At 33.2% G+C, this 22,783-nt stretch carries 18 protein-coding genes; all 18 read left to right on the top strand.

Features of this window, described 5'->3' with window-relative positions; all coding sequences use genetic code 11:
* The first annotated feature begins 20 nt into the window (after window positions 1-20).
* The 18 genes from fusA (at window position 21) to FYJ71_RS07005 (ending at window position 22,778) form a co-directional block, all read left to right on the top strand.
* Window positions 21-2,087 carry an elongation factor G gene (fusA, locus tag FYJ71_RS07090; RefSeq protein WP_154538081.1) on the top strand — a complete coding sequence of 689 codons (2,067 nt, stop codon included), beginning with the start codon at window positions 21-23 and terminating at the stop codon, window positions 2,085-2,087.
* Between the two features lie 164 nt (window positions 2,088-2,251).
* The gene (gene tuf / locus FYJ71_RS07085; protein WP_154538080.1) at window positions 2,252-3,445 is read left to right on the top strand and encodes an elongation factor Tu; all 1,194 of its coding nucleotides are present in this window, start codon (window positions 2,252-2,254) and stop codon (window positions 3,443-3,445) included.
* Window positions 3,446-3,590: 145 nt separating this feature from the next.
* On the top strand, window positions 3,591-3,971 hold the full coding sequence (locus FYJ71_RS07080) for a hypothetical protein (RefSeq protein WP_154538079.1): 381 nt from the start codon (window positions 3,591-3,593) through the stop codon (window positions 3,969-3,971).
* 496 nt (window positions 3,972-4,467) lie between these two features.
* Complete coding sequence (locus tag FYJ71_RS07075; RefSeq protein WP_235899096.1) at window positions 4,468-6,063, top strand: thiol-activated cytolysin family protein; 1,596 nt, start codon at window positions 4,468-4,470, stop codon at window positions 6,061-6,063.
* A gap of 310 nt (window positions 6,064-6,373) precedes the next feature.
* Window positions 6,374-7,984 (top strand): PucR family transcriptional regulator, encoded by a 1,611-nt coding sequence (locus tag FYJ71_RS07070; RefSeq protein WP_154538078.1) that lies wholly within the window; start codon window positions 6,374-6,376, stop codon window positions 7,982-7,984.
* A 250-nt stretch (window positions 7,985-8,234) separates the two neighbouring features.
* Window positions 8,235-9,524: an MFS transporter gene (locus tag FYJ71_RS07065; protein WP_154538077.1), complete on the top strand. Its 1,290-nt coding sequence runs from the start codon at window positions 8,235-8,237 to the stop codon at window positions 9,522-9,524.
* Window positions 9,525-9,547: 23 nt separating this feature from the next.
* Window positions 9,548-10,714, top strand: coding sequence for a M20 metallopeptidase family protein (locus tag FYJ71_RS07060; protein ID WP_154538076.1), 1,167 nt, complete (start codon window positions 9,548-9,550; stop codon window positions 10,712-10,714).
* 159 nt (window positions 10,715-10,873) lie between these two features.
* Window positions 10,874-12,535, top strand: coding sequence for an ABC transporter substrate-binding protein (locus FYJ71_RS07055; protein ID WP_154538075.1), 1,662 nt, complete (start codon window positions 10,874-10,876; stop codon window positions 12,533-12,535).
* 147 nt (window positions 12,536-12,682) lie between these two features.
* Window positions 12,683-13,645: an ABC transporter permease gene (locus FYJ71_RS07050; RefSeq protein ID WP_277087057.1), complete on the top strand. Its 963-nt coding sequence runs from the start codon at window positions 12,683-12,685 to the stop codon at window positions 13,643-13,645.
* A 9-nt stretch (window positions 13,646-13,654) separates the two neighbouring features.
* Window positions 13,655-15,322, top strand: a complete 1,668-nt coding sequence (locus tag FYJ71_RS07045) for an ABC transporter permease subunit (protein WP_154538074.1) — start codon at window positions 13,655-13,657, stop codon at window positions 15,320-15,322.
* Window positions 15,319-16,029 carry an ABC transporter ATP-binding protein gene (locus FYJ71_RS07040; RefSeq protein WP_154538073.1) on the top strand — a complete coding sequence of 237 codons (711 nt, stop codon included), beginning with the start codon at window positions 15,319-15,321 and terminating at the stop codon, window positions 16,027-16,029. Before FYJ71_RS07045 ends, FYJ71_RS07040 begins: the two co-directional genes overlap by 4 nt.
* 66 nt (window positions 16,030-16,095) lie before the next feature.
* A complete protein-coding gene (locus tag FYJ71_RS07035; protein WP_207707223.1) occupies window positions 16,096-18,672 on the top strand; it encodes a cell wall-binding repeat-containing protein in 2,577 nt (858 codons plus the stop codon).
* A gap of 165 nt (window positions 18,673-18,837) precedes the next feature.
* Window positions 18,838-19,719: an MBL fold metallo-hydrolase gene (locus FYJ71_RS07030; RefSeq protein ID WP_328597752.1), complete on the top strand. Its 882-nt coding sequence runs from the start codon at window positions 18,838-18,840 to the stop codon at window positions 19,717-19,719.
* Between the two features lie 114 nt (window positions 19,720-19,833).
* Window positions 19,834-20,355, top strand: a complete 522-nt coding sequence (locus FYJ71_RS07025) for a hypothetical protein (protein ID WP_154538071.1) — start codon at window positions 19,834-19,836, stop codon at window positions 20,353-20,355.
* Window positions 20,356-20,553: 198 nt separating this feature from the next.
* Window positions 20,554-21,153, top strand: coding sequence for a helix-turn-helix domain-containing protein (locus tag FYJ71_RS07020; protein ID WP_154538070.1), 600 nt, complete (start codon window positions 20,554-20,556; stop codon window positions 21,151-21,153).
* 170 nt (window positions 21,154-21,323) lie between these two features.
* On the top strand, window positions 21,324-21,821 hold the full coding sequence (locus tag FYJ71_RS07015; RefSeq protein WP_277087062.1) for a DNA-deoxyinosine glycosylase: 498 nt from the start codon (window positions 21,324-21,326) through the stop codon (window positions 21,819-21,821).
* Window positions 21,822-21,887: 66 nt separating this feature from the next.
* A complete protein-coding gene (locus FYJ71_RS07010) occupies window positions 21,888-22,208 on the top strand; it encodes a hypothetical protein (RefSeq protein WP_154538069.1) in 321 nt (106 codons plus the stop codon).
* An 84-nt stretch (window positions 22,209-22,292) separates the two neighbouring features.
* Window positions 22,293-22,778, top strand: a complete 486-nt coding sequence (locus tag FYJ71_RS07005; protein WP_154538068.1) for a GNAT family N-acetyltransferase — start codon at window positions 22,293-22,295, stop codon at window positions 22,776-22,778.
* Window positions 22,779-22,783: the final 5 nt, after the last annotated feature.

The following is a 22,783-nucleotide window of genomic DNA, read 5'->3' as shown; positions in this document are numbered from 1 at the left end:
ATAAAATAAGGAGGAAAATGATGGCTAGACAGTTTCCATTGGAAAAGACTAGAAATATAGGAATAATGGCCCACATAGATGCAGGTAAGACTACTACAACTGAAAGAATCCTGTACTATGCTGGACGTACTCATAAAATCGGGGAAACTCATGACGGTGCATCTCAGATGGACTGGATGGAACAGGAAAAGGAAAGAGGTATAACTATTACTTCTGCCGCTACTACTTGTCAGTGGAAAAACCACAGAATAAACATAATAGATACTCCAGGACACGTAGACTTCACTGTTGAGGTTGAAAGATCTCTTAGAGTTCTTGACGGTTCAGTAGCTGTTTTCTGTGCTAGAAGTGGTGTTGAACCTCAATCAGAAAATGTATGGAGACAGGCTGAAACTTATGGAGTTCCAAGAATTGCTTTCGTAAACAAGATGGACAGACAGGGTGCTGACTTCTTGAACGTTGTTGGAATGATGAAAGATAGATTGAAAGCTAATGCTATTGCTATTCAGTTGCCTATTGGTAGCGAAGATGATTTCGTTGGTATAATAGATCTTATCACTATGAAAGCTCATATGTACAAAAACAATGAAGGTACTGATATTGAAGTAATAGATATACCTGCTGATATGGCTGATCAGGCAGCTGAATATAGAGAATTATTGGTTGAAGCAGTAGCTGAAACTGATGAAGAGCTTATGATGAAATATCTTGAAGGTGAAGAATTGGCTGAAGAAGAGTTGATAGCTGGTATCAGAAAAGCTACAATCGCTTGTGAAATGAATCCAGTGCTTTGTGGTACTGCATATAGAAACAAGGGTGTTCAGCTATTGTTAGACGCAGTATTAAACTATCTTCCTGCTCCAACAGATATCGAATCAATAAAGGGTATTTTACCAGATGGTGAAGAAGATGAAAGACATGCTTCTGATGAAGAGCCTTTCTCAGCTCTTGCATTCAAAATAATGACTGACCCATTCGTTGGTAAGCTAGCGTTCTTCAGAGTTTACTCTGGTAAGCTAGAATCAGGTTCTTATGTATTAAATGCTACAAAGAACAAGAGAGAAAGAATCGGTCGTATACTACAGATGCATGCTAATACAAGAGAAGAAATAAGCGAAGTATATGCTGGAGATATTGCTGCGGCAGTTGGTCTAAAGGATACTACGACAGGGGATTCACTTTGTGATCCTAACAATCCAATTATCCTTGAGTCAATGGAATTCCCAGAACCAGTTATCTTCGTTGCTATAGAACCAGCTTCAAAGGCTGCTCAGGAAAAAATGGGTGTTGCTCTTCAGAAGCTTGCTGAAGAAGATCCAACTTTCACAGTTAGAACTGATGCAGAAACTGGTCAGACAATCATCGGTGGTATGGGTGAGCTTCACCTTGAAATCATCGTTGATAGACTTCTAAGAGAATTTAAGGTTGAAGCTAACGTTGGTGCTCCTCAGGTTGCTTATAGAGAAACTATAACAGTACCAGTTGACGTTGAATACAAATACTCTAAGCAGTCAGGTGGTAGAGGTCAGTACGGTCACGTTAAGATCAGAGTTAACCCACTTGAGCCAGGTGAAGGATATAAATTTGAAAATAAGACTGTTGGTGGTTCAGTTCCTAAGGAATATGTTGGTCCAGTTGACCAAGGTATACAGGGAGCAATGCAGTCAGGTATCGTAGCTGGTTATCCAGTTGTTGACGTTGGTGTTGAATTGTATGATGGTTCTTACCATGAAGTCGATTCATCAGAAATGGCGTTTAAGATGGCAGCATCAATGGCATTTAAAGATGCGATGAAGAAGGGTAACGCAGTATTACTTGAACCAATATTTGCAGTAGAAGTTGTAACTCCAGAAGATTACATGGGTGATGTTATGGGTGACTTAAACTCTAGAAGAGGTATGATTCAAGGTATGGAAGCTAGAAATGGTGCTCAGGTAATCAGAGCTCATGTTCCACTATCAGAAATGTTTGGTTATGCAACTGACCTTAGATCTTCAACTCAGGGTAGAGCTACTTACACTATGATATTTAACCATTATTCACAGGTGCCAGCATCTGTTGCAAAGAAGATTGTTGAAGGTAAATAATAACTTTACAGTTAAATGCTTTTAAAATATATCGCGTTTTTTTCTGAAACATTGAAAAACAGAAGAAAAAATGATATACTATTATATAACAAAAATATGGAGGGTGTTGAAATCCTCTAAACAAAATCTAAAATATTATTTTTCTTACAGGGAGGAAATTTGAAATGGCAAAAGCTAAATTTGAAAGAAGTAAGCCACATGTTAATATCGGAACAATAGGACACGTTGACCACGGTAAAACAACATTAACAGCAGCTATAACAAAAACATTATTTGAAAAGTATCATCTAGGAGAAGCAGTTGCATTTGACAACATAGATAAGGCTCCAGAAGAAAGAGAAAGAGGAATCACAATCTCAACAGCACACGTAGAGTATGAAACACCAAACAGACACTACGCACACGTAGACTGCCCAGGACATGCCGATTATGTAAAGAACATGATCACAGGAGCAGCACAGATGGATGGAGCGATTCTAGTAGTTGCGGCAACAGATGGACCAATGCCACAGACAAGAGAACATATCCTACTATCAAGACAGGTAGGTGTACCATACATAGTAGTATTCTTGAACAAGTGTGATATGGTAGATGACGAAGAATTACTAGAACTAGTAGAAATGGAAGTAAGAGAATTACTAAACGAATACGAATTCCCAGGAGATGATACTCCAATAGTAAGAGGATCAGCGTTAATGGCACTAGAAGATCCAAACTCAAAGTGGGGAGAAGTAATAGTAGATTTCTTCAACACAATAGATGAATATATCCCAGCACCAGAAAGAGATATAGACAAGCCATTCTTGATGCCAGTAGAAGACGTATTCTCAATCACAGGAAGAGGAACAGTTGCTACAGGTAGAGTAGAAAGAGGAGTATTGAAGGTATCTGATGAAGTTGAGCTAGTAGGATTAACAGAAGAACCAAGAAAGGTAGTAGTAACAGGAGTAGAAATGTTCAGAAAGTTACTAGACCAAGCAGAAGCTGGAGATAACATAGGAGCATTGTTGAGAGGTGTGCAGAGAACAGAAATCGAAAGAGGACAGGTTCTAGCAAAGCCAGGAACAGTAAATGCACATACAAAGTTTACAGCAGAAATATACGTATTGAAGAAAGAAGAAGGTGGAAGACATACACCATTCTTCGATGGATATAGACCACAGTTCTATTTCAGAACAACAGACGTAACAGGAGAGTGTAAATTACCAGAAGGAATAGAAATGGTAATGCCTGGAGATAACGTAACAATAGAAGTAGACCTAATCAACTCAATATGTGTTGAAGAAGGATTGAGATTTGCCATCAGAGAAGGTGGTAGAACAGTAGCTTCAGGTGTTGTTGCAACTATAATCGAATAATTTTACTTTTTAAGCTACAGTTCAATTTGAACTGTAGCTTATTTTTTTCTCAATAATATCTTTGTGAAAAATTGACTTTTATCTATATATGTGTTATATTCGGGGAAAATCATGATTTTTTAGTCTATTAATTAAGGAGGGTAACATGATAAAAAAAATAATGGGTGTATTGTCTGTTTGTATGATTCTTGCTCTTGCAGCTTGTAGCAATGAAGAGCCAAAACAGCAAGGAGAATTATATGAAAAAAATCCAGTTGATGTTTGCCAAAAGTATATTGAAAATTTAACTAGTGAAGATAAGCTTAAATATGTGTATTCGGATATGAATAAAGATGCGAAAAGATACACTGAATATTCAGGATATTTTGAACAGGAATATTTTTTAGTTAAGGATTTTACCGAAGAAAAAGAAATAAAGGAACATCTTAAATATTTAAGAGGACAGATAAAAGAATGTAAAATGGAATATGTAAAGCCTTCAGATCATATAAATATGTTATCAAACCCTCTAGTAATAAAAAATTAATTTTTCTTTTTTTAAACTACAGCATAAAGCTTATATAAGTTTGAGCTGTAGTTTATTTGGTTGTATAATTTAGAGTCTATAGCTTCTATATTGATATTTATTTTATGAAAAAATAAAAAAGCTACAGTGCACCACAAATAATCGCAATATTCAGAATAAAATGAAAGAATGCTTGGTTGAAAATAAAAATATTAATATTTCTGAAAATTCATACATATATAATTATAGGTTTAAGTTAAATTGTTAAATAAATAATAAAGTATTTGTAGGGTTTTACAGTGAAATTATCTTTGGAAAATGAAAAAAATCAATAGAAGTTCAAATACAAAATCCAAGAGAAATGAAGCTCGAAATGCGTAAAATTCAACAGTTTAAATAAAATAATTATAATGTAATAGTAATGCAAATAATAACAATTTGAATTTTTTAAAAACTATTGACAAATCTTTTTTGCTGATGTATTATGTTGCTAAAGAAATTATAGGGAGGTAAATTTATGAAGATTATGAAAATTATGAAATCTAATTCTAAAAAGTTGACTTTTTTGTTATTGTTAGCAGTGTCAATGATGATTCAACCCACAGTTAAGTCTTTTGCTGAAGAAGTTTTAGAAACAAAAGTGCCAGAAGCAGAAGATGTAGTTGAAAGCTTAGTAAGTCTAAATGAAAACTATAAAGATGTCTTGAATAAGTACATTTATGGTTTGAATTACGACACTGAAAATATTTTGACTCATAATGGGGAAAAGATTACAACAAAGTTCCCAACTACTGGAAAGAACAAGAATAATGAATTTGTCGTAATTGAAAAGATCAAAAAGAATCTTATGCACAAAGATGCCGATGTATCTGTGATGACTTCAAGTGGCAACAGGATTTTCCCTGGTGCATTACTCAAAGCAGATAAAGGTTTGTTGGAAAATAATCCGGCAGTCATCTCGCTAGATAGAGCACCAATAAAAATTAGCATTGATTTACCGGGAATGATTAACAACAGTAATGGGGAAATCGTTTCAAACCCTACTAATAGTAATGTAAAAGGAGCAATAAATAATCTTGTGGAAAAATGGCACTCTGATTATTCTTCTAAATATCCAAATGTTGCTGCCAAGATTTCATATACAGAAACTATGGCAAAAAGTATGAATCAATTAAAGGCTCAGTTTGGTTTGGGATTTGAAAAAATGGGTGTTCCTTTAAATATCGACTTCGATGCACTTGCAAGTGGAGAAAAGCAAGTGTGTGTGGTACACTTTAAGCAAGTTTATTATAACGTTAGTATAGATGCCCCTTCAGCACCTGCTGATTTCTTTGCTCAAACTGTAACTGTTGATGGTTTGAAAAATGCTGGAATTAATGCAACTACTCCTCCAGTTTATGTTTCTGACGTATCATATGGTCGATCAATGTATATAAAACTGGAAACTTCAAGCAAGAGTGCAAAGGTTCATGCAGCGTTCCAGGCGTTAATAAAAGGCGCAGATATTAAGGGTGACGTTGAATTCCAACAAATTTTGGATAACACTTCATTTACAGCAGTTGTATTGGGTGGAGATTCTTCAACATCTACAAAGGTTGTTAGTGGAAAAATAGAAGATCTAAAGGAAATAATAAATTCAGGTAGCAAATATAGCAGAGAAACTCCTGCAGTTCCTGTTTCATATAGAACAGCTTTCGTAAAGGATAATGAGCCAGCTATTTTGAATAGTAGCAGTGATTATGTGGAAACAAAAATAACTTCTTACAGGAATGGTGAGCTTGTTTTAAATCATACAGGTGGATATATTGCAGAATTCTTTGTTACATGGGATGAATTGACTTACAACGAAAATGGTGAAGAGGTTCTAGTACCAAAAGAATGGGAATATAACGGCAGACCGAGAACATCAGGATTTTCAGTAACTATACCACTTAAAGGTAATGTAAGAAACCTTTCAGTAAAGGCTATAGAAAATACTGGACTTATTTGGGAACCATGGAGAACTGTTTATCAAAAAGACGATATTTCTTTGGTGAAGAGGAGAGAGATATCTATTTGGGGAACTACTTTGCATCCAAAAATGGAAGATAAGGTTGTTAATGAGGTAGAATAGGAGATATAGAAAAAATCAGAAAAACGCACTAATATAATTTAGAAATGTTATATTTTTACTTTACATGCTATAGCTACAGGTCCAATTTGACTTGTGCTATAGCATGTTTTATAATTAATATAAAGTTGTCAGTTTTACTTTACTTGGAAGTAATACAAACTCAGCTGTAAGTAAACACCGATTCTATTTTAATATGAGGGGAGAAGATTAAAACAAATAGATTAAGACAAAGAGACCTAAATATAAGTACAATCTACGGGCATAACTGGAGCCCGATTATTTTTTTGAATGCTATGGAGGAGGAGTCTAGATGAATAAAAGAGTCACGATAAGAGATATATTGAATACTGATGAATTCAGAGATTTTGTTGTTTTGGCTGGTGATTCTGCCTTAGATAAGGAAGTTCATTCAATAACTATAATGGATTCTCCAAACCCTTTTCCGTGGTCGGTTGGGGGAGAAATAGTATTGTCGAGTGGATATATATTTAAAAAGCATGAATCTGAATTTGAAGAATTGATAAGGAAAATGAGTGATGCAGGTATAGTTGCACTTTTTATAAAGTTAAAGCGATATTTTGATTATATACCGCAAAATATAATTGATCTGGGAAATGAAATTGGTTTTGTAATAGTTTCTGTTCCAGTTGAAATGTCATTTGTTGATGTTATTAACCCGACCCTGTCGAAAATAATAAACTTCCAGACAGAGATAATTCGTAAATCTGAGGAAATTTTGAGTGATTTTACCAGTTTGGTAATGAATGAGGGCGACACGTTGACAATAATAAAAGTAATATCTGAAATATTGGGCGAAGAAATTTGTTACTACGATATGAAGCTAAATGAAATGTATCATTGCAAAAGCAGTTGTTATAAAGACAGAGATTTCGAGAATATCAATATTAATCAGCTTTTGGTAGAAAAAGAGTCCTACAGAGTTAGCATGAATAACAAAATATTTGGATATATTGTTTTTTTAGGCAGGAAAAAGGGTGATATATATAGAGACGAATTTAATGCCTTGGCACATGCAAATACAGCTTTGATACTAGACACGCAGAAAAAGCTATCTAGTATGCAGATTGAAAACAGACACAAAAATGAGTTTGTAAGAGATATAATTACAAATAACATAAGATCGAAAATGGAAATCGAAAAAAGAGCTCAGTCATTTGGTTGGACATTTAAAGAAACCTTTAGAACCTTGATTGTAGATATAGACAATTTTAAGGACGAGTATACAAAGATGGGAAATACTGATGAAAAGAGAGATATAAATAATGATTTGGATGATATTAGAGATAATATTCTTAGTACCGCCGTCAGAGTTGTCAAGTCATATTTTGTAGATTCAGTTTATGTCAATCTCAGTGATACAGCAGTGTTTTTAATTCAAAATAACAGAGAAGATAAAATTGATGAAATATTAGAGGAAATGAGCGAAGAAATTCGTAATACAATAGGTAATAAGTTTGATTTCACAGTCAGTATTGGGATTGGTGAATCACAAGATGATATTATAAATGTGTATAAAAGCTATAAAGAAGCACAAATGGCAATAAAAATTGGAAGAACCATTTATAATTCTAATTTCTCTCTTCATTATAAGGACTTAGGTGTATACAGAATACTATATTCTATCTATCAGAATGAGGATGTTCTAAGCTTTTGCAAGTCTAGTATTGGAAAGGTACTGGATTATGATGGACAATACAATACAGAGCTATTTTCAAGCCTTCAAAAAATAGCTGATTGTGACTGGAACTTGAAAATTGCTGCAGAGGAGTTGTATATTCACTATAATACTATGAAATATAGATATAAGAAAATAGCTGAAATTCTTGACAAGGATTTGAATAAAACAGAAGTAAGAACAGATATTTCATTGGCTCTAAAAATATATAAAATGAGTGAATAGATTGTCGTTGATGCCTATATAAACGCTAATGTAGAAATAGTAACAACTAAAATAAATTATGGATACAATGTAGTCAATTATTTAAATACCACTATATGTTTTAAAGATAAAAATAGTGGTATTTTTTTGTACTATAAGTACATTGAAAACAATTTCAAGTATATTAAAATATAGATGTATAGAACGTTCAAAAGATATAAATTTCACAGTGAAAGTTAGTTTTACAATATATTAAAATTGAAGGGTAGTGATGAAATTTATGAAAGAATTGACAAAAGCTGAAAAAATAAAAAAAGTTGAGAGCTACAGGTGGATAGTTTGGAGTATTTTGGCAATTATGTATATATTTGTAACATTCCATAGGATGGCACCAGGAGTAGTAAAAAATGATTTGCAGGAAGCGTTTAATGTAGGTGTTGCTCAATTTGCAAATATAGGATCTATGTATTTTTATGCATATTTTATTATGCAAATTCCATCTGGAATATTAGCTGATAAATTAGGTCCAAAGAAAACAGTGTTTATCTTCTCGTTACTAGCAGCTGTGGGTTCGGTTGCGTTTGGAATGGCACCTAATATTTCTGTGGCTTATATTTCAAGATTTGCCGTTGGAATAGGAGTATCGGTTATATTTATTTGTCTGATAAAAATTCAGTCAAGATGGTTCTATTCGAGAAATTTTGCGCTTATGATAGGATTTGTTGGATTGGCTGCAAATCTCGGTGCTGTGATAGCACAGACTCCACTTGTAATAGCTGTCAGCCATTTTGGTTGGAGAAGTACATTTGTATATATGGGTGTTGCAATGCTATTGTTTGCCATCCTTGCTCTAATATTTGTGAAAGATGATCCAAAGGATGTGGGCTTGCCAGGAATGGATGAATTGGAAAATAGACCTCAGGTATCTGTAGACATAAATGTGATTGATGCTTTAAAGTCTGTTATTGGAAACAAGAGAACTTGGGTTATTTCGCTTCCATATATAGGCTTATACACTGGATATGTGATATTATTCGGTACATATGGAATATCATTTATCATGCAGGCATACGGTATTTCAAAGATAGCAGCTGCAAACTATATAATATTTGCAATTGTGGGTTCTGCAGTAAGTGGACTTGTAATAGGATATTTGTCAGATAAATTCAAAAATAGAAAGATTCCACTGATACTTTGCTCGCTTATAACTTTATTAGGGTGGATACTTTTCATCATTTTCAAAGTTCCACAATCGTTATTGGCACCATTTTTATTCGTATTTGGTTTTGTAATGACTGGGTTTACTATGTGTTGGACTGTTGGTAATGAGGTCAATGATAGAAATCTTTCGGGAGTGGCTACTGGTGTGGTCAATTGTATTGGATTCTTAGGGGCAGCGGTTGTACCGGTTGTAATGGGTAAAATAATTGATGCTAACAAAGCCTTACCAGAAGTCGGATATAGAAAAGCTTTTATGGTGCTTATTGTTATCGTATGTGTGGGTGCATTGGCTTCATTCTTTACGAAGGAAACTAGGGGTGAAAATATTTATAAAGGATAGTGTTTGTTGTAAAGGAGAATAAAATGTTAGATAAGGCAAAATCAATAGAAGATTACATTGTAAAAGTAAGACGTACATTTCATGAAAATCCTGAGCTCAGCAATCAAGAGTATGATACTCAGAGATTAATTGTTGATGAATTGGAGAAGCTGGGGCTTGAAATAGAAACAGTAGGAAATACATCTACAATTGCCAGATTAATTGGAAGCAAAAAGGGAAAAACAGTCGTTCTTAGAGCTGATATGGATGCGCTGCCTATTATTGAAGAATCAGAAATAGACTTTAAATCAAAAAACGATGGTGTAATGCATGCTTGTGGTCATGATGCTCATAGTGCGATGCTTTTGGGAGCCGCAAAGATACTTTCTGGAATGAGAGATAAGATAAACGGTGAAGTAAGGTTTTTCTTTCAAGAAGGAGAGGAAAATTTTTCTGGTGCGAAAAAAATAATTGAGGCAGGTGGAATGGAAAATGTAGATGGTTGCTTTGCTATGCATGGTTTGCCGACGATGGAAACAGGATTTGCCAATATTGAAGGTGGCTATAGATTGACTGGCTGTGATACAATCTATATTAAATTTGAAGGTGTATCTGGTCATGGTTCATCACCTCAATTGGCAAAAGATACGATTCATCCAGCGTGTATGTTCGTAACTGATATACAGGGCATAGTAACAAAGAATGTCGCACCACAAGAACCAGTTGTAGTTTCCGTTGGAAGAATAAACGCTGGGACAAAAGCCAATATTATTTCGAAATATGCTGAGATAGATATGTCTATGAGATATTTTGATCCGGCTGCTAGGAAGGTTGTTCACGATGCGATAATAAGACATGCCAATGCAATAGCAGATGCCTATGAAATCGAGGTTAGTGTAGATATAGAAGAAAGTACCTTGAGTCTGAAGAATGATGATGATTTGGTTAGGATAGCTCAAAAGACAAGTGAAAAAGTTTTGGGTAAAGGCAAAAATATTCTGATGAAACCTCTTATGGCATCTGAGGATATGTCGTATTACTTCCAGCACGCAAAAGGTGTATATATAAATATGGGCTTTAAAAATGATGAAAAGGGAAGTGTTTATTTTCCACATCACGAAAAATTTAAAATAGATGAAGATTATATGGTTTATGGAACAGCTATGTTTGCACAGTTTGCTCTGGATTTTTTAGATAGTGAATTGTATTGATATTTCTATAAAATTTAGCATATAGTTTATAGATATTATCTATACTATGGCAGATGGCAATTCAATCTAGCTATACTGTTCCATTTATATTGACAGTTAACCCTCTTGGATTATAAAATTATCAATGAAATAATTATTTTATAATCTAGGAGGGTTATTATGACTTTAAAATTAAAGAAGCTATCTTCTATAGCACTGGCAATGCTATTATCATTAGGCATATTGTCTGGCTGTGCTAGTAAAGAGGGAGATAAGAGTGCGGTAAAGGATTCTATAGTATATGGCATCTCAACATCTCCATCAGGAGTTTTCAATCCTTTATTGACTGACTCGGTTTATGATGACGCAGTATGTAAGATGGTATATGCTTCATTGCTAAAGTTAGACGATAAACAAGAGGTACAACCGTATTTGGCAGAAAAGTACGAAGTTTCTAGTGATCAAAAGACTATTACTTTCACAATTAAAAAAGACGTTAAATGGTCTGATGGAAAACCTTTAACAGCAAAGGATGTCGTATTTACATTTACAACATTGGCAAATAAAAATTACGATGGGGAATATAGTGACTTTGTTACAAATATTGTAGGCGTTGATGAATATAAAGAAGGAAAAGAAAATAAGGTTAAAGGTATTGAAGCCGTTGATGATGTAACTGTGAAAATTTCATATTCTAAGCCATATGGACCAGCATTGGCAAAACTAGGGACTATTGGAATTATTCCGGAGCATATTTGGTCATCTGTAGATTTATCTAAGTGGAAAGAATCAAAGGATTTGATGGCAAAGCCGGTTGGAAGTGGTCCATACAAATTATCTTCCTTTACAGAAGGACAGGATGCAAAGTTTGAAAAAAATGATGCTTTCTTTGGTGGTGATGTAAAAACTTCCAAGATAGTACTGAAGGTAGTTAGTGAAGATACAGTTGCTGCTGATTTAAAGAATGGTGATGTAGACATTGCAGATATAACAAATCTGAAGAAAGCGGATATAGATGCTCTTGAAAAAGAAGGAACTAAAATATATAGACATCAAAATAACTTATTCCAGTATATGGGAATGAATTATAGAAATGAAATATTCAAAGATATAAAAGTTAGACAAGCTATCGTAACTGCGATTGATAGAAAGTCAATGGTAGACAAGCTTATCGAAGGTAATGGTGAAGTCAAGGACGCACCGATGCTGTCTAGTTCTTGGGCTTATCCAAGCGATGCAAAGTTCAATAAGTATGATTATAGTGTCGAAAACGCAAAAAAATTGTTAAACGAAGCTGGGTATACTCTTAAGGGAGATGTAATGGTTAATTCATCTGGTAAGAAATTAGAGTTTAAACTTGACGTTCCAACTGGAAATTCAGTTAGAGAACAGGCAGCACAGGTTATTCAGGAAAACCTATCAAAGGTTGGTATAAAAGTTGAATTGAATAAAATGGAGTTTCCTGCATTGATGGAAAAAGTTGTTGCAAACCACGAATTCGATATGTATATGATGGGCAATAATCTTGCAATTGATCCGGATATGACTCCATATTGGTCAGCGTCTGCTGTGAGTAATGAAAAAGGAAAAATGGGATGGAATATCGTAGGCTTTACAACTCCAGAACTAGAAGCAATTCTTGAAGAGGGAACTTCTACAACAGACATGGAAAAACGTAAGGTATCATATAAGAAGTTCGCTGAATATATGAATGAACAAGTCCCTTGGGCATATTTATTTGAACAAGAAATAGTAATAGGAACAACTCCAAAATTGGAAGGATTCAATCCATCTGTGTTCAGAGATTTTGATGATGCACAAAATTGGGTAGTAGCACAGTAAGTAGTATAATAATTTGAGGTAAGTTAAAAAAAATACTATACCTCGCAAATTTACATAAAAATTATTTTTGTAAAATGAAAATCCAGTAGAATCACCATAAATATGATTTTACTGGATTTTAATATAATATGAGTTAGAGGTGTAAAAGTGAAAAACTATATTGTAAAAAGACTCATAATTTCATTGTTTGTATTGTTTGGAATATCAATACTAATTTTTGCTTTAGTTAATTTACAACCAGGAAACCCATACCTACACATGCTCAGTCCAAACACACCACCAGAGCTTATAGAGGCAAAATTGAGAAGTATTGGGTATTATGATAATTTCTTTATTAAGTATATCAAATGGATGAAAAGGGCGTTGGTATTTGACCTGGGATATTCAATAAAATTTTCACGACCAGTAATAGAAATAATATCTAGTAGAATTGGAAATACAATTTTGCTTATGGGATTGTCATTAATATTAAGCAGTGTTTTAGGTGTGGCAATAGGGATGATTTCATCGCTTAAGAGAAATACGGCTGTAGATGATATAATAACAGTGGTTTCGTTTGTAGGTGTATCAATACCAGCATTTTTCTTCTCGCTAGTATTGATAAAGATTTTTTCGTATGACTTATCTATACTACCATCGTCGGGGATGTATAATGTCAGATACAATTACTCAGGGATTGAAAAAATCTTAGATATGTTGTTACACTTGATTTTACCATCAGCAGTATTGATAATGGTTCATATGGCATCGTTTATTAGATACACTAGATCGGCAATGATTGAGATTTTGGATAAGGATTATATAAAGAGCGCAATGGCAAAAGGGATGAGTTTTAGAAAAGCTATTTTGAAGCATGGCTTAAAAAATGCTTTAATTCCTATAATTACAGTTTTTTTCATACAGGTTCCGACATTATTTTCTGGAGCACTAATGACTGAAACAGTTTTTGTTTGGCCTGGGATTGGAAGGCTAGGATATGAGGCAGTGCAAAATAGAGACTATCCATTGATTATGGGGATTCTTATGATAACGGCAGTCGTCATACTCATATCAAATATATTGGCAGATGTATTTTATATATTGGTCGATAAACGAGTAGAGCTTGAGTAGGTGAAGAATATGAGAAATAAAAAGATATTATCAACAAAGAAATCTTTTGTGTCGAAATCAATAAATAAATCATTTATACCGAATTGTTTTAAAATCGACATTAGCAAGAAAAATGTATATATAGCATTTGGCTGTGCTGTACTGATCATTCTGTCAATAGTAGCATTAATAGGGCCGTTTATGACGAAATTTTCATACTCTGATATCGATTTATACAGCATAAACGCCAAACCCTCTAAGGAGCATATTTTAGGAACGGATAATCTAGGAAGAGATATGCTTACTAGACTGTTGTATAGTATAAGAATATCATTGTTGGTCGGAGTGCTTGCAACATCAATACAGATAGCAATAGGTGCAGTTTTGGGACTTTTGTCTGGATACGGAGGCAAAAAAATTGATTTTATTATTATGAGAACGATAGATGTGCTGATGTGTTTTCCTTTTTTTATTGTAGCAATTTCATTTGCATCGATACTAGGACCCTCTATACGTAATTTGGTTCTAATAATATCACTTTTATCGTGGACAGAGGTAGCAAGAATCGTCAGAGCCCAAACTTTGTCATTAAAAAAGAGAGATTTTGTTGTTATTTCAAAAGTTATTGGGTTCAGCAATTTTCGTATAGTAATTAGAGATATACTTCCGAATGTTTTTCCATCCATTATAGTTGCATCGACTATTTCGATGGCAAATGCAATTTTGATGGAGGCTTCTTTGAGTTTTCTTGGATTGGGTGTGAAGGAGCCTATGCCAAGTTTGGGAAATATTTTGACTGCAGCACAAAATATGAGAGCCCTGCAAAGCTATTGGTGGACATGGTTACCAGCAGGTATATTGATTGTGTTAATCTTAGTATCGATAAATTTCATTGGAGAGGGATTTAGGATATATTTCAATCCTATTGAAAATGTTATAGAGCAAAAAGAAATCGAAGTTGAGGTGGATTTTGAGCTTATTCCGGGAAGAATAACGGCTCTAATAGGAGAGTCTGGAAGCGGAAAAACCATTTCATCCATGGGGATAGTGGGGTTGAACTCAGATAATATTTACGTCAAAGGGCGTATTATCTTCGAAGGTGAGAATCTATTGAGTGCGAGCAAAGAAATGATTGAAAAGAGAAGAGGAAGTGAAATATCTGTAATTTTTCAATCGCCTTCAAAGTCACTTAATCCAACCTTCACTGTGGGAAATCAAGTTGGGGAAATGTATAAGCTTCACAGTAATAAAAAAGGCAGCGATATTTATAATTCTGTTATTGAGTTATTTAAGTCTGTAAAGCTAGAAAATCCAGAACAGGTTTATTCTAAATATCCTCATGAGATAAGTGGAGGTATGAAGCAGAGGGTTCAGATTGCGTGCGCTATTGCAGCAAACCCTAAAATAATTATCGCTGACGAACCAACTACTGCAATAGATGATAACTTAAAATTAGAAATACTCGGATTGCTAAAAGATATTTCCAAAAATATGAATGTTGCAATATTGTTTATAAGCCATGATTTAAAAAGGTTGGAAAACTTTGCCGACGATATCGTAGTAATGAAGGATTTGAGGATTATTGAAAAGAAAGAGTGTAAGGCATTTTTCAGAAAGCAGGAAAATGAGTATTCTAGGTCATTAGTGGCAGCAATACCAAATCCAAATAACTTCAAAGGTAGGTTTGAAAGCATATGAAAATACTAGAAGCCAGAAATATAAATAAAAAGTATGTCGAATCAAAGGGTATATTTGGTGTAAATAAAGAAAAAAATATTTTGATGGATTTTAATTTTGAAATAAATAGAGGAGAAATTGTTGGAATAGTTGGTAATTCCGGATGTGGAAAATCAACCTTTGCAAAATGTCTTGTCAATATTGAGAGTCCAGACTCAGGTGTAATAGTGATAGATGGAGAAGTTGTCTATGAAAAAATAAAAGACTCAAAAAAGGAAAATATTAACAAGTACTCCAATCTTTATGTGAAGAAAAAAATACAAATAATAATGCAGGATCAGTATTCTGCTTTAAATCCAAAAATAAAGGTTGGAAAAAGCGTATTAGATGCCTTGTTGATTCATGAGACTGATATGAGTATAGATGATGCTATGTCAAAGGTAATAGAGTATTTTGAATTATGTGGTTTAAAGGAATCAGATATAGAAAAATATCCGCATCAATTTAGTGGTGGACAACTACAGAGAGTGTCTATTGCTAGGGCGTTAGTACTTGAACCAAAGATAGTAGTTTGCGATGAGATTACGTCTGCATTGGATGTATCCGTTCAAGCGAGCATATTAAATTTGATGCTGGATCTGAAGGATAAATTAAATTTGACATATATTTTCATTTCACATGATAAAGATGTGTTAGATTGTATTTGCGATAGAAAAATATTTATGTAAGGGGTAGTCTTTATGAGAAGAATAAAACTGAAAAGGAACTTTGTTTTTTTGCTTGTATTATTGTTTATGATAGCTAGCGCAATTAATTTTAGAAGTTACGCTACAACGGAAACATTGATAGGTGGAGTTGACAGAATAGAAACATCTATAAAAATAGCTGAGAAGTATAAAAATATTGATACTGTAATTCTAGCATCAGGAGAGAATGATAAAATTATAGATTCGCTTGTATTTGGGCCGTTATCGAATAAGTTAGATGCACCCATTGTCTTAAATACAGGAACTTCACTTTCTAAAAAGGTGGAAACCTTTTTTGAACAAAGTGGAGTAAAAAAAGTAATTATTGCTGGCGGAATAAATTCCATATCAAAAAAAATCGAAAACTTTATTATCCAAAAAGGGATATCTGTTGAAAGAATTTATGGAGAAGACAGATTTGATACATCACTAAGGGTAAAAGAAAAACTGGGAAGTGTGAAAGGTATATTTGTAGTAGGTAGAAATTCTATATCAGATGCAATATCAATATCACCTGTTTCATGTATAGAAAATTATGCAATACTTGTTTTTGATAAAAAAATAAGGAACTTGGGAATACACAGCGACAAAATAACTGTAATTGGTGGTGAAAACTCAGTTTCTAATAATGATTTGAGAACAATGAATTATGTAAGAGTAAGTGGAATGGATAGAAATGACACAAACAAAAAAATAATAAGTACATATTTAAATTCTTTTGATGGAAATAAGGTATTTATTGCATCATCTGAAGATTCGTATTTGGTTGATGGTTTAGTAGCAGGTCCATACGCATCTAAATCAAAATCTCCTATAATATTTGGCAAAAAATCCTATGATGTATACACTAGAGCAAAAAAACTATCAAATTTAGAGTTGATTTTCGTTGGAAAACGAGTGGTAAATAATGGAACTAAAGCTGAAATAATTGGAAAGGATACTGTGACTAATGGCGAGAAAGCTAGAGCTGATCAAAATGTTGTGTCAAGGTCCGATGTTATAAAACCTAGCGATAATAAAAAGAGCGATAGTGATAAAAATGATGATAAGGATGAAAGTGGAGGAAATAAGAAGGAAAATAAAAGCGAAGTAAAAAATGATAAGGATAAAGAGAACATTGAGAATAAAGATATTGAATTAGAAAAGACGACTGGGTTACCCGTGAGATTTGATTTGAGAAACGTTGATGGTAAATCATATGTAACTACAGTTAAGAATCAATTTTACGATGGTGGATGCAGAAGCTTTGCAAGTATGGCAGCTTTAGAATCTCATATAAAGATGAAAGAGGGCGTGGAGCTAGACTTATCTGAGAATAATATGGAAAATAGACATGGATTTTCTTTTAAAGACAAGGGACGTGAGTTAAATGTCAGAGAGGGAAGGAATAGAGAATCAGATATTTCGTATTTTATTTCTGGAAGAGGTCCAATTCTCGAATCTGATGATAAGTATATTCCTATAAAGCATGATTTTGTTACAGCTCCTTATTTAAACGATAAGGAAAAGGCTATAATAGAAGAAATGAGCAGGGAGTACAAAACAGAAATTGTAGTGAGAAATGAAGCCAAGAATCCTGTAGTGAAAAAGCCGGTTAGACAAGTGCTAGGATTTGAATTTTTAAAAACTATTGATAATAAAAAAATTGCATCAAATGACGATATTTTAATGAAGCAGATAAAAGAAGCGATAAAAAATAATGGTGCAGTAGTTTCCAACATATATATGGCTCATGACGGAAATAAAACATTCCCTTATTCTAATAGCAGTACATATAGCAATGAAAAGAAGGCATATTCTTCTTTGGACTATAATACGAATCCGAATCATGCTATTGCAATAGTTGGATGGGACGATAATTTTAGTAAAGAAAATTTTCCAGTTGGAAATAGACCAGATATTGATGGAGCATGGATTGTAAAAGATTCTCAGACAGAATATTTTGGTGACAAAGGATATTTCTTTGTGTCGTATAAAAGCAGTGGAATATGTAGTGATGCGTATGTTTTTACAGATGTAAGGGATGTTGATGAGTTTAAAGGAGTTTATCAATATGATGACTACGCATTTACCGGATATATAAGTCCAGATAAGTATGGAGATAAGACGATACTTTTCAACAAATATTCAATTTCTGAAAATAATCAAATTATGGATTCAGTAGGATTTTATACAACAAAGCCAAATGCAGAATATGAGATATATTATATAAATAATTTTGAAAAATATAGTAGAGAATTTGGTAATGAGCAATTAGAAGAGATAGAAGATATCAATAATAAGTTAGAGAAAGACAAGGCGAAGATTTTATCAGGAAAAATGGAAAAGGCTGGATATCATACCTTAAAAATACCTCAAGAGTATATTAATATATTGAAAAAAGGTGATAAAATAGCATTGGGAATATATGTTAAAAATGATGACAAGGAAGATCCGGAGCATAGGTGGGATATGGTTGTCGAAAAAAATGATAAAAGCAATCCAAATGTCAATCATGGGAAAAATGCAAAAATTGGTAAGGATGAAACTTTCGTCTTGACAAACTTAATGGGAGCATATGAGTTTATGGATATAAACAATATGAATGAAAATATCAACGCTTGTATAAAATTATATTTTAAGTAGATTGAGACAGAAAAAAAGAAAATACAATGACGGTGCTATAAATCTTTACGAAATTTTTGTATGGCAATTAAACACATAATTTATAATAATATTACACATATAATTATGGTATAATTATACATAATTTGTTTTTTGATATAATATATCGTGATTGGAGATGATATTGTGTACGAATTGATTCAAATAACAGAAAATTGCTACTACATACAGAGTCCAGCAAAAGTTGGATTGGTCAAATTGAATGACGAAGATGTGTGTATTATAGATAGTGGTAACGACAAAGAAGCGGGTAGAAAGATAAGAAAATTAATTGATGCAAACGGATGGAAGCTAAAAGCAATATATAACACGCACTCAAACGCTGATCACATTGGAGGAAACAAATACCTTCAATCAAACACTGGCTGTAAAATATTTGCTCCAGGAAAAGAATGTGCGTTTACTAGACACACTGAATTGGAACCAGCATATTTGTTTGGCGGGTATCCATTTAAAGATTTAAGACATAAATTTTTGATGGCACAGGAAAGTGATGCTCAATATCTATCCGAAGAAAATATTCCAGAGGGCTTTGAAATTATACACTTGCCTGGTCATTTCCTCGATATGGTCGGATTTAAAACTCCGGATAACGTGATATATTTGGCTGATTGCATATCGAGTAAAAATACACTTGATAAATATAAAATAGCGTTTTTATACGATGTCGAAAAGTATCTTCAAACTTTGGAGTATATAAAAACTCTAAATGCAAAGATATTCGTGCCTGCACATGCTGACGTATGTGAGGATATACAGGAGCTAGCACAGTATAATATCGACAAAACTATTGAAGTTGCTAATAAGATAGAAGAGATATGCGAAAGACCAATTTCATTTGAACATATTTTACAAAAGCTGTTCAATGACTATGGATTGACATTAAATGTTGAACAATATGTGCTGGTTGGCAGTACTGTAAAATCATATTTATCATGGCTAAAGGATACAGGAAAAATCCAGATTGTTTTTGAGGACAATATGTTGCTTTGGTCCAAGATACTGTAAGAGAATCGGTTGCTAGGACTAAGTAAATATATCGAAAACATAGAAAAGAACTATTCTTGACTTGCTTTAGTTAACATATTATAATAAAGTGAAATAAATAGAGTGTGAGGGAGTATGAATATAATGAAATTTTTTCGTTCTTTACTGCTTATAGCCATAGCTTTAGCCGTTGTGTACTTTTCTGTTTTGATATGTATTGATAATGGTGATTGGGCTTATTTATTGGCACGTGCTTTTGGCTATGAGGAAAAATATGCAAATAATATTGGACTATTAGCCATTGCTGTTCAGTCTTTGTTTTTTACTTCGGATTGGTTTTACACCAGAATATCCGGACTTATTAATAGACGATTGGAAAAGTCTAATGGTATTAATCGTCAAATTTATGTCGGCTACAAGGCTGGCATAGAGTTTTTGATTGCACTTCCGAAACGTACCATTCTTTTTACTTTTTATTTGCTGTTGATTGTTCTTGAAAGTATTGGTATGATCGAAAAAGCCAAAGATTATGCATCTGTGATTATCTTTATTATCGCAGTTGATAGAGTCACAAAAATTTGGCCAGAAGAGAAAAAGCGATTTAAAGAATTTGGAAATAAAATAAAAAAACATATCGAGAATATGGAAAATAACTAAAAAGATGATGGTATGCGAGGTTTTAGAAATCCTTGCAATACAATTATTAGAGTGAAATAGAGCAGCCAGTCTATGTTGGCTGTTCTTTTTTTACTCTACTTTACGTAGGTTGTAATTAAATCTCTTTAATGCTAATCTTAGTATAGTCTTATAAGATAACAACAAAAATGATAATATTAATAAATAGGAGTGAAAATAATGAATTATATAACTGGTGAAACTATAAAGAAATTGAGAAAGCAAAAAAATATGACACAATTAGAATTGGCAGAAATTCTAGGAGTAAGTGATAAAGCTGTTTCAAAATGGGAAACGGGGAAGGGGCTTCCAGACATATCTTTAATCGAGCCAATATCAAAGGCATTAAATATTTCGATAATAGAATTATTGTCTGGAGAGAACATAATAAATGAAAATAGATCAAGTAATATTATGAAGTCAAAGCTATATGTGTGTCCTATTTGCGGAAATACAGTAAATTCAATGGGAGATGTATTGATAAGTTGTTGTGGAGTAACTCTACCGGCATTAGATATTGAGGAAATAAATGATGAACACGAGATCGTTGCCGAAAAAATTGACAATGAGGTTTACATAAAAATAAATCATCCAATGGAAAAAAATCATTATATAAGCTTTATTGCATATGTCAATTCAAGTAAATTCGAAATGATAAAGCTATATCCTGAGGGAAATGCTGAAGCTAGATTTTTTGTTAGAGGTGGAGGTATGATTTACTACTATTGTAATAAACATGGATTGTTTAGAAGAAAAATAGTCAGGAATGGACAATTGTAAAAAGAATTCTTTGAAGTTGATTAATATAGTGCTAAAGTGTTAAAATATAATAAAGAAAGAGTGAAAATTTTTATTGTGGTTTGAGGTGGAAGAATGGAATTAATTAAAGCGTATCTAGAATTTGAATATATTAATGCATGGAAAACGAAATATGTTGGAGGGACTGAAGAGTGAGAGAACATCAGACTATAGTCCATCCACTTCAACCTCTTTTTCAAGCTGATTCGAAAATTTTAATTTTGGGATCATTTCCATCCATTAAAACTCGAGAATACGGATTTTTTTACGGTCATCCTCAAAATCGTTTTTGGCCTTTACTTGAACGTATTTTCGAAGAGTCATTGGGAACAGATATAGAAGAGAGACGAGAATTTCTTCTTAGACATCATATTGCAGTATATGATGTGATCTATCAGTGTGACATCATTGGCTCAAGTGATTCCAGTATTCAAAATGTAGTTGCGTCAGACTTAAGCCCTATATTTAAGGTGGCAGATATAAAAAATATTTTTTGTAATGGCGGGACATCCTATCGTTACTACCGAAAATATCATGAAAAGAAAATCGGTGTTGAGAGTATACAGCTTCCATCTACAAGTCCTGCCAATGCTAGATTTTCAATTGATGATTTATATAATCAATGGAAGATAATTAAAGACAATATATAGATTGCTCTTGCCTTGCTTTAAAATAGGGAAAACCTGAGTAAATATAGACGTTGTGGAGGTGTAAGAATGAAAAAATTAAGAGATATGTCGGTTTTTTTGATAGCTAATATATTTGTTTTTTATGTTTTACCACTACTCATTCAGGATACAGGGAGTGCTATGTTTATTTTGCTAATTGTAATTCCAGTAGTATGTTTTATACTTTCTCTAATTTATGGGATTGTAAAATCGTTTGATTTTATTTACACATTGATGGTAATGTTGATTTTCGCTTCGACGCTATTTATATTTTATAACGAGAGTGCAGCTATCTATATATTGATATATGGAATAATTTCGTTGATTGGAAGCTTTATTGGGGGCTTGTTTTCAAAAAAGAAAAAGTAGTAAGATTTAGTGAGGAGCTACGGTTAGCTTTCAAAATTGACAATACAATAAAGACGACTAATTTTTGAACTTAAAGGAGAAGAAATGGAATTTAGATTAAGATCTTATAATGAAAATGATGCAGATACAATCCTTTCTTGGATAAGCGACGAAAGAGATTTTTATAAATGGTCTGCAGGCGTTTTGGGTGATTATCCAATCAGCAGAGAACAGTTCGGATTTGTTAATAATCTAATGGCGTTTACAGCTGTTAATGATGATGAGCTAATAGGCTTTTTCACAATGAGAAGACCAACAGAGAACTTTGATGAGTTGAGGTTTGGATTTATAGTAGTAGACCCAGAAAAGCGTGGTAATGGGTATGGAAAAGGAATGTTACAATTGGGAATAAAATATGCACAGGAAATTATTGGTGCTAAAAAAATTTCTTTGGGTGTATTTGAAAATAATGAGTCTGCATACTACTGTTATAAATCTGTGGGATTTAAAGATACAGTCTTAGATGAAACAGAGATATATACTGTGCTTGGTGAAGAATGGAAATGTTTAGAGCTTGAAATAATACTCTAAATCAT

The sequence above is a fragment of the Peptostreptococcus porci genome (assembly GCF_009695815.1).
Taxonomy (GTDB): domain Bacteria; phylum Bacillota; class Clostridia; order Peptostreptococcales; family Peptostreptococcaceae; genus Peptostreptococcus; species Peptostreptococcus porci.
The sequence above is the reverse complement of the archived record's forward strand: the minus strand, read 5'-3'. Positions and strand labels throughout refer to the sequence as shown.

Coding starts and splice junctions, on each gene's coding strand:
- FYJ71_RS07010 (WP_154538069.1), top strand. CDS start 21,888: ATGAAAAAATTAAGAGATATGTCGGTTTTTTTGATAGCTAATATATTT.
- FYJ71_RS07080 (WP_154538079.1), top strand. CDS start 3,591: ATGATAAAAAAAATAATGGGTGTATTGTCTGTTTGTATGATTCTTGCT.
- FYJ71_RS07055 (WP_154538075.1), top strand. CDS start 10,874: ATGACTTTAAAATTAAAGAAGCTATCTTCTATAGCACTGGCAATGCTA.
- FYJ71_RS07025 (WP_154538071.1), top strand. CDS start 19,834: ATGAATATAATGAAATTTTTTCGTTCTTTACTGCTTATAGCCATAGCT.
- FYJ71_RS07035 (WP_207707223.1), top strand. CDS start 16,096: ATGATAGCTAGCGCAATTAATTTTAGAAGTTACGCTACAACGGAAACA.
- tuf (WP_154538080.1), top strand. CDS start 2,252: ATGGCAAAAGCTAAATTTGAAAGAAGTAAGCCACATGTTAATATCGGA.
- FYJ71_RS07005 (WP_154538068.1), top strand. CDS start 22,293: ATGGAATTTAGATTAAGATCTTATAATGAAAATGATGCAGATACAATC.
- FYJ71_RS07020 (WP_154538070.1), top strand. CDS start 20,554: ATGAATTATATAACTGGTGAAACTATAAAGAAATTGAGAAAGCAAAAA.
- fusA (WP_154538081.1), top strand. CDS start 21: ATGGCTAGACAGTTTCCATTGGAAAAGACTAGAAATATAGGAATAATG.
- FYJ71_RS07045 (WP_154538074.1), top strand. CDS start 13,655: ATGAGAAATAAAAAGATATTATCAACAAAGAAATCTTTTGTGTCGAAA.
- FYJ71_RS07075 (WP_235899096.1), top strand. CDS start 4,468: ATGAAGATTATGAAAATTATGAAATCTAATTCTAAAAAGTTGACTTTT.
- FYJ71_RS07060 (WP_154538076.1), top strand. CDS start 9,548: ATGTTAGATAAGGCAAAATCAATAGAAGATTACATTGTAAAAGTAAGA.
- FYJ71_RS07065 (WP_154538077.1), top strand. CDS start 8,235: ATGAAATTTATGAAAGAATTGACAAAAGCTGAAAAAATAAAAAAAGTT.
- FYJ71_RS07040 (WP_154538073.1), top strand. CDS start 15,319: ATGAAAATACTAGAAGCCAGAAATATAAATAAAAAGTATGTCGAATCA.
- FYJ71_RS07070 (WP_154538078.1), top strand. CDS start 6,374: ATGAATAAAAGAGTCACGATAAGAGATATATTGAATACTGATGAATTC.